This is a genomic window from Bacillus sp. ISL-55 (assembly GCF_018613155.1).
GTDB lineage: Bacteria > Bacillota > Bacilli > Bacillales > Cytobacillaceae > Mesobacillus.
Genome location: NZ_JAGGQU010000056.1, coordinates 1 through 11,981 on the forward strand (window position 1 = coordinate 1; position 11,981 = coordinate 11,981).

The window sequence follows — 11,981 nt, forward strand, 5'->3', positions numbered from 1 at the left end:
GCGGAGCGATTTCGTTCTTCTGCCGTCTCACAAATTTACATATTTTAACTTATTACTTCCTGGTCCTTCTCATTTTCCGCACGCAAAAAGGAAGCACAGGGTACCTCCCCATGCTTCCCATGTACGTTGAAGAATCAATCCTCATGCCTTCTTAATAAATCTTGTTTATACTGAATGACGCTAAGCAGCTTTAATCCTCTTAGCTTCGGGATCATCTTTTCCAATTCAGCGAGCACCATTTCCTTCTTCCCATCATGAACCATTTCTTCCAATTCCAATAGCCTTCGATAAAACGGATTCTTCACTTTTTCCTTATAATTTCTATACGATTCACGATTCCCCTGCTCAATCGCAATCCCAGCAAGAGAATACCATTTATACATATTATCCTTTAACCCTCTGGCCATCTCATCCGCTTCATCATACTGCTTCCTTTTGACAAGTAGGTTCACATGATTCAACTGTTGATAAAAAGGAGATTTAATTTTATGCAGCCTGTTCTCCGCTTCTTCCAACTCATCATTGAAAAAATAATAATAAAATTGAAATTGCGCTTGCTTCGATTTTTTCAAAAAGGTCATGATCTTATCCGGATCCTTCTCAAAAAGAACCGGATAAATACTCTTCCACATAGAGACTGAAAGCAAAACAAGATTAACCACAATAACTAACCATACTTCCGCTTGCATCAAACCTAATAATAAATTGGCAAAAAATATTGCGATAAAGAACCAGAACATGGCTTACAACCTCTTCCATAAATAAAATATACCCTCACCATACAATGAACGAGCGTGTCTGCATTTATATCGGTAAACAGGAAACTGATTTCAAGTTTCCGAGAAGCAGTGGACTGACCTTTTGCTTCCAAAAACCAACCACAAAAAGGGAGCAAAAGGTACGTCCCCTTGCTCCTGGTTATTTCAAAAACTCTATTAACTCATCCACTGTTTTACTTTTAATGATTTTCTGGACAATGGATTTGTCTTCAATGATTGAGATTAACTTCTGAAACATAAAATCCAAATCAGCCTGGTTGCTTTCTTTAATATTCAACAAGCAAACAAACTGAACCATTTGTTGTTCATTCCACTGGATGGGCCGTTTTAATGTACAAATTGTCCAGGAAGTCTCTTTTGTTACCGGAACCATCGGGTGAGGAACCGCCACCAGATTCCCATAACTAGTTGGTGCAATATTTTCCCTTTCTATGACAAGATTGACATAATCCTCCGGCACGAGTTTTTGTTTAACTAACACATCACATAAAAACCGAATCGTGCTTTCTTTGTCGTGTAAATCCTGCTGAAGGAAAATTCTTGATGGATGTAAATAAGCCGACAATCCATTATGAGCCATAGACAAATAATTTCTTATAGAGTCAACGTCCTGATCTTCCAAAAATGTATTAACGACTTGGACTGGTATCCCCAGGTCTTCTTTAATCGGGATTGTACTGATGATTAAATCAATGATCGATAAATCATAGGATGATAAATTGTAATAACTGATGGTATCTACAATTTCCAGTTCTTGATCAAATAAATTTTGTAATCGATAGTAAAGCAACCTGGCACTTCCTACGCCAGACGCACAGACAATCAGCACTTTTTTGATTTCCTTCTTTTCCGACTTCATTCGTTCAAGGGCGACCCCAATGTGAAGGGCGATGTAGGCAATTTCATGTTCGACCACTTCTGTTTGTAAATAGTCTTCGATACATTTGCTGGCAATAATGGCTCCTTCAAATGCAGCTGGATATTTTTTCTTTATATCACTCAATAATGGATTACGAATATTCATCCTGTACCGTAAACGATTCATCGCTGGGCGGATATGCAAGGTTAAAGCTTGAATAAACTCACGATCGTGGGAAAAGTCCCAATCCAATTCAGACTTCAGCCTTTCCAGCATACATTTTATAATGGTTCCAGCTTCATCAAACTCACTATATTCCATTAGCTTTTTCTTGTGTAAAAGTTTGGTTCCTCGTAAATGGACGATGATATACTCGATTTCTGCATCAGGAAAAGCCAATCCGGTAAAATCCTCCACATTTTTAACAATTTCACCGGCAACAATTTTTTCAAATGGGTATTCATCGTCTAAGACATCAATCAACTTTTCGAGAACAAAACCTTCTTCAATTCTTTTACAAGCAATGGCAATGTGCGTCGCTAAATTTTCTAAAGAAATATCGGATATTTCAATTTTATATTTATTAACTTTTTCAATGATGATTTCTTTAATCTTTATAAATAATTTTTGATCGATGAGATGTGATGAGCTCTCATTTAGAATGACCTCTTGGTCTCGGCTTAATAAACAGTTGGATAAACATAATCGTTTCATATATTCGTCGCCCTCAACTCTTGAGCCATAGTGAGGACGGTTCATTAATTTTAAGTTATATTTACTGAGTATTTCCTTCACATTCTTTAAATCATTTTGTAAAGTTGACATAGAAACGAACATTTCATCTGTATAGCTTTCAAGCTTAATATAATCCTTCTCAAGTAATAACCGCCTTAAAATATAGAGGACTCTGGCATCTTGATCAGCGAAATCCCCTGCTAACTGACTCTCTTCAGCAGAAATCCGGTTAAGCGTATTTGAAAAAATCTCAGGATCAACTATTTTCAGTACATAACCACTTCCTCTAATCGATTCAATAAAAAAACCTTTCGATTCAGCATTCTGTTGCATGAGTTTAATTTCATTCCGGATGGTCCGATCGCTGACGCCTAATTCCTTTTCCATCCACCCTGCGGTAACTGGTTCTCTTGATTTCGAAAGGAGGACCAAAATATCCATTTGACGTTTTGATAGCATAGTCAATATTTATCAACTTCCCTTTAAGTCGTATTTACAATTCTAAGATGTGCATTCTACCTATATAGTAACAGAATCGAATTGCTTCAAAAAATTTCAACCGAAGCCATAAACCCAGATTCAGATTCCAATTTAACAAGGTAAGCGTTATCAATACAAGGTTTGACTAATGATATAAGAGTTAACGCAAATAGTCCCCACCTTTTGAAATGGAGACCATAGTTAGCAAAAAGACGGTTAAGCTTGTCGCTAACCGTCTTCTTTCATTTAATAGTCTATACATTTAAATTAAATGATCGCTTCTCCGCCGTTTTCCTGCTCAACTAACTTTTTATCATACAATTTAATAAACGGAAGCCAGATCAAAAATGCGACAACGCTGCTAATCAGTGCGACAACTACTGCCAACAAATCCCCAGCTGTCCCGATAAAAGCGCCTAAACCGATTGGAGATGGCCAAGGTACTTGTGCAATGATAGGTTTGATGATTTCAAGCTTAATCGCCCAATAAGCGATTGTTCCTGAAGCCATAGGTGCCACGAAAAATGGGATAGCCAAGTATGGATTATAAACGACTGGCAGTCCGAATAGGATCGGTTCATTGATGTTAAAAATCCCAGGAGCAAGAGATGCCTTGCCTAAAATTTTCAATTGTTGTGATTTAGCCAAGAATGCTATAAAAATAACCATGCCTAACGTCGCACCTGAACCACCGATAATGACAAATGAGTTCTGGAACTCGCCTGCGAATGGAATATTTGCGCCTTCCATATTGGCTTGCATATTTGAAAGAACGATCGGTGTCAGGAAAGCTGAAATAATATTGGCTCCATGGATGCCTACAATCCAAAGCGCATGGATCAAGAAGTAAATAACCATGATGCCTAACCAGCTATTTGTTAAGTTAACAACGAAGCTAAATGGAATCGCTACTACTTTGAACAAATCTGTGCCTAATGCAACTAAAATTCCATTGATGATCATGATGACAATCGCAACCAAAAATGCTGGGATCAATGCTGTGAAGGATCGTGATACACCTTCTGGCACTGCTTCTGGCATTTTGATAACCCAATTTCGTTCCACACACATCTTATATACATGTACTGCGATAACAGCGATGAGAATTCCTGCGAATATTCCCGTCGTTCCTAGACGGCCTACACCACTATCAACCATTTCCCATCCACTAATCACTTTCCTGCTATCGTCAATCTGTTGGACCAACGACATCCTTCCCTGGTCTAAAACCAATTCGGGAATCGTGATAAAGAAAGCAAACATGGATAGTAAAGCACCATTTAAAGGGTTTAGATTCAAGTCTTCTTCTTCAGCAAACATCTTCGTATATTCATAACCAATCACAAGGGTAAAATATAGTGCTAAAATCCCCATCGTTGCTTTAAAGGCTAACATATACAGATCACTGATTCTAAAGAAAGTTTCGTTGAAAATGCCCTCTAAAAATGTAAAAGTCAGCGGCAATACATTCAATACCAGGAACATTGACCCTACGATTGTAAATGGAATAGAAGCCATCCCGGCAGCCATTACGGCCCGTACAAAGCGGTAAGAGGCAATCTTCCCCATCGGGCCCATTAAATACTTTTCAAACAAAGCAAATATCTTGTTCTCAGAAGACATAGAAGTCCCTCTTTTCCATTGTTAATTAATTAAGGCTGTTTTCTCGTAAAAATTGTTGTAAATCTTAAAGCCGATTTTAACGTGCTATAAAGCCATTTTGCAGTTCGTTTTTAAGTGTGCAAGCTCTATTCTCATACTAAGCTTAAATTTGATGAAGAAACTAGGTCATTCAATCCGATTTAGTAAACCTTAATTAATCACTTCTTCATATTTCTTTATTCGTTTGTAATGCTTGTCCTCATTATGTCTAATTTGGTTTAAACGATTAAGAACCAAAAGGTTTAGCAGTACTCCTAAAAGCAAAACAGACAACACAACGATTTTTGATTTATCCTGAGCTACTAAAAAAGGATATAACTGAGCGAAGGACGAAGAGAAGAACGTCATCAATATTAAGATTCCACTTGCAAAGAGCAAGGCAATAAAACTATATCTCGTATATTTCGTATTATTGAGATGATGGCTATAAAGCTTCACTTGTTCTGCCGTACCGATCAATAATATGATGAGTAATGCCAGCGGGATAAAATATAGTGAAGAATCACTCATTAACAATGAAATCAGCCAGTATATATTGGTGAAAAAGAATAATGCGGTCACATATCTTACAAGCAAATAACGATTAAAGTACATCGATTTAAGACTCAGTTCTTTTCTGTGCTTTTCTACTTGTGCCCTTTCATCGTGAGCCATAAAGAACCCTCCCCTCATTTATCCCGCTTCATTTTTTTAAAAATTAATTCTCAACTTTTTCCAAGATTAAGTTCGCTAATTTTTCAATGCCCATTGGAATAGGTACGTATGCTTGCGGCGGGATATTCTCAACAGGTTTCCCTGCGCGGTCACCAGCTTCCTTGAATTTTGCATAATGCATCTTTGTTTGCGGGCTGATCAAGAATAAATCAAAGCCACCCTTTTCAACTGCCTTTCCAGCTTCATGAGCAGAAATCGCATCGATTTCGATTTCGTGGCCTTTTGATTTCAAAAATTCCGTTGTCTTTTTCGCCATCAAAGAAGATGACATACCAGCTGCACAAATGATTAACGCTTTTTTCATGTTGAATTCCTCCAGTAATGTAAGATTATTAGATTGCGTTTCTTGTTTAATAGGAAATTATAAAATAACTTCAATGTGGATAACTATACGGGTTTTCTTAATCCAGCTCCAGCGCCTAGCCCCTCGAGTCGCTTCGATCCGCCCATTGAAGTCAAAGAACGACTTCATTGGGCGGCTCTCCAGCGCTTGTCGGGGCTGAACGAGGCGCTTGCGCTTTTTGTTCATTCCTGATATTTAAAGATTGTTTCCATTGCTTTCAATCACTTCTTTGTACCAGTAAAAGCTTTTCTTTTTCATACGGCGAAGGTCGTGTTCACCCTCTTCATGCTGGTTAATATAGACAAATCCGTAACGCTTCTGGTATCCATTTAACCAACTGAGCAGATCCGTAAATGACCATACGCAATAGCCGATCATTTCCACGCCATCCGTTATGGCTTCCTGGACTGCCTTTAAATGCGTCTGGATATATTCAATCCGGTAATCGTCATTAATCGTACCGTCTTCTTCTACAGTGTCGTATTCACCAAGACCGTTTTCACTTATTAAGATAGGCAAGCTATAGCGATTCGTTATTCTTCGCAGCCCAATGCGTAAACCAGTCGGGTCAATACTCCAATCCCAATTGGTCCTTTCAAGGTTTTCATTCGCAACCGTTTTAAAGAGCCCTTGGATTCCTGTATCCTGCATTGTTCCCTTTTTACCTGTTGTGTTGAATGTACCTTCCATGGTAACCCCATCTAATGGGTTTTTCTCATAGGTAGTTGACTGGTAATAATTCACTCCCATGAAATCAGGCTTTCCTTCTTTTAAAAGAGCAAGATCGCCTTCTTCAACTTTTGGTGCAATCCCTTTACGCTCCAGGTGATTCCATGTTGCTTTTGGATATTCTCCCCATGCATAGACATCCATCCACCAATGATTGGTGAATTCCTCTGCATTTTCCGAAGCAAGGATATCCTCAGGCTTTGATGTTGCCGCATAAGCTGGGGAATACGCAAAGCTTGGACCAATTTTTCCATCTGGAACGTATTTACGAAACTCTTTGATCGCGATGGCATTTGCTAAATTGGCATGGTGGTTCACTTGATAAAATAACTTATCATCTTTGACCCCAGGCGGATGCATTGCTGTCTGATAGCCGAGTCTTGTGAAAATATTTTGTTCATTTAAAGAAACCCAATATTTCACTCGATCTCCATACGCTTTGAATAATGTAATACTATAGTTCTTGAAATCCTCTACAATCTGCCGTGATTCCCAGCCACCGTACTCGTCCTGGAGCGCCTGTGGCAGATCCCAATGATAGATGGTTAAAATCGGCTCAATATTATGCTTAATCAACTCATCAATCAAGTCACTATAAAACTCAAGCCCTTTTTGATTCACTTCACCTTTTCCATTTGGAAAAATACGCGTCCATGCTACAGAGAAGCGATATGTCTTCATGCCCATTTCAGCCATTAAAGCAATATCTTCTTTGTAGCGATGGTAATGATCCACTGCTACATCACCATTTGTCCCCTTGAATGTTTTACCTGGAATACGTACAAATTTGTCCCAATTGGATAATCCTTTTCCGTCGACATTCCATGCACCTTCAACTTGATAAGCTGCAGAAGCCGCACCCCATAGAAAGTTTTCTGGGAATGGTTTAAGATTTTCATGTATCATTCAGCAAACCTCTCCTTTTTTTAGACCACTTGGATCTATTGATTTGGTTGCCAGGCACTCTGTTTCCTCTTAATGAATCGGAAAACCCTAGCGCGACAAGTTGTTCAGTTATTTAATTTTTTTATGGAGGTCAATTAATTCTTTAGCTAGATCAATAACAGTAATCGCATTCATTAGATGGTCCTGTGCGTGGATCAGCAATAAGCGAATTTCTACAGTTTCTCCTCTGGCTTCCCCTTGAATAAGTTGTGTTTGAAAGCGATGGGCTTTTACCATTTCTTCATTCGCTTCTTCAATTTTTTGTTCAGCCTGCTCAAACTCTCCCATTTTTGCGATATTAATCGCTTCCATTGCTAAACTTCGGGCATTCCCGCCATTTAAAATAATTTGAAAACTGACTTCTTCTAGATTCATCATGATCATCCTTAATTTAAATTTATCTATCTGAGGAAAGCCCGATTAATTCAGTGCCAACATTATGAAACACCCATTAACCCTTGCCTCTTCTTAATCTCAACTGCTTAACCATATAATAATACGAAAACGTTTTCTTCTTAACCCAAGATCTTTCCTTAACACAACGGAAAACATTACGTCCAAAAAATAGACACTTATACGGCGATAAAATCCACTTAAAAAAAGTGCATTGTCCCCATGGAGCGGAGACCTGTTTGGCTGCTTCAAGAAGTGGTAAATATAAAAGGTGAATTTAAAATAAAGGGGGAAGAAAAATGACAGAACATAAAGAAATGCCGAGTGAGACAGGATTGATTGAAAACTTCCATCTGCTCAGGGAAGGCTATCAATACATAATGAACCGGAGTGATAAGTACGGCACTCCAGTTTTTGAAACAAACCTTTTAGGGGAAACCGGCATTTGTCTGATCGGAAAAGAAGCGGCGGAGATTTTTTATGACAACGACCGGTTCAAACGGGAAAATGCAGCTCCTAAACTCGCGCAAAAAACTTTATTTGGTGAAGGTGGCGTACAAGGTCTGGACGGCGAGCGCCACCTGAACAGAAAAGCGATGTTCATGTCCTTGATGTCGAAAGAGTCCCTTAATGAAGTTCAGGCAATTTTTGCAGAAAAGTGGGACCGTTATAGCAAGGGTTGGGAAGCAGAAGATGAAATCATCCTTTATCATGAAGTGAAAAAAATGCTGACGGAAACAGCCTTCGAGTGGACGGGAGTACCGCTTCAAAATGATGAGTTAGAGGAGTGGACAGACGAGCTCAGTGACATGTTTGAAGGCGCGGCAAGTATTGGCTGGAAGCATTGGCAGGCACGTCGCTCCCGCTCAAAAGCAGAAGAATGGCTCGAAGCATTAGTGAAGAAGGTCCGTGCCAAAGAGATTCATCCGAGTGAACAGCGAGCTCTTTATCAGTTTTCTTTTCATACAAATCCAAATGGAGAATTACTGGATTCCTCTATTGTGGCGGTCGAACTTTTGAATTTACTGCGTCCAATCGTCGCAATCGCTGTCTATGTAGACTTCACTGCCCTGGCTGTTTATGAATACCCAGAGGAAGCCGCGAAAGTGAAAACTGGAGGCAAGGAAGAACAACAGCGCTTCATCCAGGAAGTGCGGCGGTTTTATCCGTTTTTTCCTTTTGCAGCTGCTCGAGTGAAGCAAGACTTCGAATGGAAGGGCTATACGTTTAAAAAAGACACCCTTACGCTCCTGGATTTATACGGTACCAATCATCATCCGGAGGTATGGGAGCAGCCGGAGATATTTTCTCCTGACCGTTTTCTCTCATGGTCCGGCAGTCCGTTTGATTTCATCCCTCAAGGCGGGGGTGAATATGACATTGGCCATCGCTGTGCCGGAGAATGGATGACACTCGATCTTCTCAGAGTGGCAGTTGATTACTTAGTCAATCACTTAAGCTATACTGTCCCGAAACAGGACTTAAGCTACAGCATGAACGATATTCCAAGTCTGCCTGAGAGTAAAATGAAGCTGGCAGACGTGAAAAGAATATAATTTGCTTTGAGACAGAGGAAGACATGGGGCAAAGTGGGAGAAAGCGGGACGGTCCTGCCTTCTCATAATTTCACATAATGATTCTTTCTTCCACATCCCTGATATAAAAGAGAAGCACAGGGTACGTCCCCATGCTCCCGCTCCAACTATAATAAGGCACTCTTCTCAACCGAAAATTTAATCACTGCAGACTCTGGATCAAACTCTGCCTCTTGAAAAACTCCATTCATGTGCACTTTCAAATCTTGATCAGCTCCATGTACCATAAAACTCAACTGCTCCCATTCAGGGTCATACTGTTTGTGTAAAACATCCATCGAAATTTCCAGGGAGTCTGCTGCTTTTTTTCCGCTGATCTTCAATTCAAGATAATTCCCCTCATGATAGTCGAAGGTTTTTCCATCGTCTTCATAATAGACGAACGAACTCAATCCGTTTTCTGAAGGATATAAATGAACCTTGATTTCCGATTCTTTCTGCTCCGTCGTATTTTTCACAGAACCATGAACAAGCGTAGCGCCTTCTTTCACAAAAATCGGCATCGTCGCCATGTCTGCCTCAACTAGATGATGCTTGCACCCCTCCAGTTTTTCGTCAGTCCAATAGTTCACCCAGCTGCCCTCAGGCAAATAAACAACCCTGTGATAGGTGTCGGGCTTCATGATCGGCGCGACAATCACATCTGAACCAATCATGAATTGATCGGAAAGGTTAAAGGTATGTTTGTCTTCTGGATATTGAAACACCAACGGGCGCATGACCGGAACTCCAGTCAGGCTGGCCTCACGGAATAATGTGTACAAATAAGGCAGCCACACATACCTTTCTTGTATGTACTTCCTGATGATTTTTTCATACTCCTCGCCGAATGACCATGGTTCCTGGCGGATCGATTCGAGCACACTATGATTCCGGAAATACGGAGTGAACATGCCAGCCTGCGTCCAGCGTGTCAGCAGCTGCCCTGTTGTATCATGCGCGAAGCCGCCGACATCAGGACCGCAGAACGGAACGCCTGACATCCCAAGATTCATGCACATTGGAAGCGACATCTGCAAGTGTTCCCAAAAGCTGCGGTTATCCCCGGTCCAAACGGTACTGTACCGCTGCACTCCAGCAAAACCAGCCCTCGTCAGTAAAAATGGCCGTCTGCCATCCAACTGCGCTTTCATTCCCTCATAGGTCGCCTCACCCATCAGCAGGCCATAAAGATTATGCAGTTCCCGATGAGTCTTAGGATTGCCATCATTCTTATGCATGACCTTCAAATCCATCGTTTTCGTTTCATTAAAAACGGCCGGCTCGTTCATATCATTCCAGATGCCTTCAATCCCCATCTTGGAATAGAAATCATGCTTCTCCCCCCACCATTTACGCACATCCTCACTCGTAAAATCAGGAAAAGTACTCTTGCCAGGCCAGACATCACCGAAGTAAAGATTCCCCTCAAGATATTGGCAAAAGTAATTCCCGTTCACACCCTCCTGGTAAATAGAATACTCCGGGTCCTCCTTCACACCAGGATCGACAATCGGAATCACATGGATTCCTTCCTGCTTCAAGTCCTCAATCAATTTCTCCGGATTCGGGAACCTCTCTTCATCAAAGGTAAACACCCGATACCCATACATATAATGAATGTCCAAGTAGATGGCATCAAGCGGAATGTCCCTCTCCTGAAACTCCTTCACAAGCTCCCTCACTTCCTGCTCTGACTCATAGCTATAACGAGATTGATGGTAGCCAAGAGCCCACTTTGGAGGTAGCGGCATCCTTCCGGTGATTTCCGTATACTGCTCCACCACATCCTTTGGCTTCGGACCTGCAAAAAGATAATAGTCCAGCTGCCCGCCTTCCGCCCAAAAAGAATAGGTATCGTTCGATGTCTTCATGTCAAAAACGCTCTTGAAAGTATTGTCAAAAAACAGCCCATACGCCATTCCATTGCGAATACCCATAAAGTAAGGAATCGACTGATACAGCGCATCAATCTCAGGATTATGTGGAGCATACACATCCGTGTTCCACATCGTCATCTTTTCTCCACGCTTGTCCAGGAAGCTCGTTTTCTCCCCAAACCCATAGAAATGGTCATCAGGATGCATCTCTTTGAAACAAATAACCTCTTTGTTCGCATTGAATCCCATCGATGACTCATGATCGCGGACGATTGTCCGCCCTTGTGCATCCAGCATCACAATCCTTATCGGACTTTTATTAATTGCTATCGTAAACTTCCCACTTGAAAGCCTGATTTCATCCTCACTCTCGGTAAAAGAAACCTCAACATCTTCAGGTTCTTTTACGACCGCAAAGCTCGAATGCAATGACGGCTGTTCTTTAGGATTCATGACAACCCGCACAATATCATCGCGATAAAAACGAACCGTTACATAACCATTTTCACAACGCAAATTAAGGTTGTTGCTTTCCAGCTTACTAGAAACAACCGCTCCCACACTGCGAAAAGCTGTACCTTTGGTCTTACTCTTCATTCCTGGCTGAATCGCAAAGCTAGTATCTTGCATAGATCTGTCCTCCAGACTTGTGGTGTACCACTCAGTTTTGTTTTCCCTACTAACATTGTACAGAAGGCCATGCTCTCTGTGTAACGAAACATTTTTCGGATATGAGGACAACTCTTCTGACCCGATTCAGAATAAAGTCCCCATCAACTTGTCTCTCTGAACAAAGTGTAAGGGAAGCAGTATTTTGCTTCCCTTTTTTCAATATACAGTGATCAATTCTTACCACCTCATGCGACACGAGAAGAACGAAATCGCTCC

At 40.8% G+C, this 11,981-nt stretch carries 9 protein-coding genes; 1 reads left to right on the plus strand and 8 read right to left on the minus strand.

Going from position 1 to position 11,981, the window contains the following annotated elements; translation table 11 throughout:
- Window positions 1–134: 134 nt before the first annotated feature.
- The 7 genes from J7E32_RS21575 to J7E32_RS21605 all read right to left on the minus strand — a co-directional run bounded on the left by J7E32_RS21575 (window position 135) and on the right by J7E32_RS21605 (window position 7,621).
- Complete coding sequence (locus J7E32_RS21575; RefSeq protein ID WP_214911625.1) at window positions 135–740, minus strand: hypothetical protein; 606 nt, start codon at window positions 738–740, stop codon at window positions 135–137.
- Between the two features lie 178 nt (window positions 741–918).
- Window positions 919–2,832: a BglG family transcription antiterminator gene (locus J7E32_RS21580; protein ID WP_286183686.1), complete on the minus strand. Its 1,914-nt coding sequence runs from the start codon at window positions 2,830–2,832 to the stop codon at window positions 919–921.
- Between the two features lie 288 nt (window positions 2,833–3,120).
- Window positions 3,121–4,476: a PTS cellobiose transporter subunit IIC gene (gene celB / locus J7E32_RS21585; RefSeq protein ID WP_214911627.1), complete on the minus strand. Its 1,356-nt coding sequence runs from the start codon at window positions 4,474–4,476 to the stop codon at window positions 3,121–3,123.
- Between the two features lie 189 nt (window positions 4,477–4,665).
- Complete coding sequence (locus tag J7E32_RS21590) at window positions 4,666–5,169, minus strand: hypothetical protein (RefSeq protein WP_214911628.1); 504 nt, start codon at window positions 5,167–5,169, stop codon at window positions 4,666–4,668.
- Between the two features lie 43 nt (window positions 5,170–5,212).
- On the minus strand, window positions 5,213–5,533 hold the full coding sequence (locus J7E32_RS21595) for a PTS cellobiose transporter subunit IIB (RefSeq protein WP_214911629.1): 321 nt from the start codon (window positions 5,531–5,533) through the stop codon (window positions 5,213–5,215).
- 234 nt (window positions 5,534–5,767) lie between these two features.
- Window positions 5,768–7,207 carry a glycoside hydrolase family 1 protein gene (locus J7E32_RS21600; RefSeq protein ID WP_214911630.1) on the minus strand — a complete coding sequence of 480 codons (1,440 nt, stop codon included), beginning with the start codon at window positions 7,205–7,207 and terminating at the stop codon, window positions 5,768–5,770.
- Between the two features lie 108 nt (window positions 7,208–7,315).
- The gene (locus J7E32_RS21605; RefSeq protein WP_214911633.1) at window positions 7,316–7,621 is read right to left on the minus strand and encodes a PTS sugar transporter subunit IIA; all 306 of its coding nucleotides are present in this window, start codon (window positions 7,619–7,621) and stop codon (window positions 7,316–7,318) included.
- A gap of 317 nt (window positions 7,622–7,938) precedes the next feature.
- On the opposite strand from J7E32_RS21605, the gene cypC reads away from it, so the two are divergent.
- Window positions 7,939–9,195, plus strand: a complete 1,257-nt coding sequence (gene cypC, locus J7E32_RS21610; protein ID WP_214911631.1) for a CYP152 family fatty-acid peroxygenase CypC — start codon at window positions 7,939–7,941, stop codon at window positions 9,193–9,195.
- A 146-nt stretch (window positions 9,196–9,341) separates the two neighbouring features.
- Here cypC and J7E32_RS21615 read toward each other — a convergent pair whose 3' ends face one another.
- Window positions 9,342–11,723, minus strand: coding sequence for a glycoside hydrolase family 31 protein (locus tag J7E32_RS21615; protein WP_214911632.1), 2,382 nt, complete (start codon window positions 11,721–11,723; stop codon window positions 9,342–9,344).
- Window positions 11,724–11,981 lie beyond the last annotated feature (258 nt).

Bases quoted from the DNA above. Each gene is read 5' to 3' on its own strand.
- J7E32_RS21575 (WP_214911625.1), bottom strand. From the start codon at position 740: ATGTTCTGGTTCTTTATCGCAATATTTTTTGCCAATTTATTATTAGGT.
- J7E32_RS21580 (WP_286183686.1), bottom strand. From the start codon at position 2,832: ATGCTATCAAAACGTCAAATGGATATTTTGGTCCTCCTTTCGAAATCA.
- celB (WP_214911627.1), bottom strand. From the start codon at position 4,476: ATGTCTTCTGAGAACAAGATATTTGCTTTGTTTGAAAAGTATTTAATG.
- J7E32_RS21590 (WP_214911628.1), bottom strand. From the start codon at position 5,169: ATGGCTCACGATGAAAGGGCACAAGTAGAAAAGCACAGAAAAGAACTG.
- J7E32_RS21595 (WP_214911629.1), bottom strand. From the start codon at position 5,533: ATGAAAAAAGCGTTAATCATTTGTGCAGCTGGTATGTCATCTTCTTTG.
- J7E32_RS21600 (WP_214911630.1), bottom strand. From the start codon at position 7,207: ATGATACATGAAAATCTTAAACCATTCCCAGAAAACTTTCTATGGGGT.
- J7E32_RS21605 (WP_214911633.1), bottom strand. From the start codon at position 7,621: ATGAATCTAGAAGAAGTCAGTTTTCAAATTATTTTAAATGGCGGGAAT.
- cypC (WP_214911631.1), top strand. From the start codon at position 7,939: ATGACAGAACATAAAGAAATGCCGAGTGAGACAGGATTGATTGAAAAC.
- J7E32_RS21615 (WP_214911632.1), bottom strand. From the start codon at position 11,723: ATGCAAGATACTAGCTTTGCGATTCAGCCAGGAATGAAGAGTAAGACC.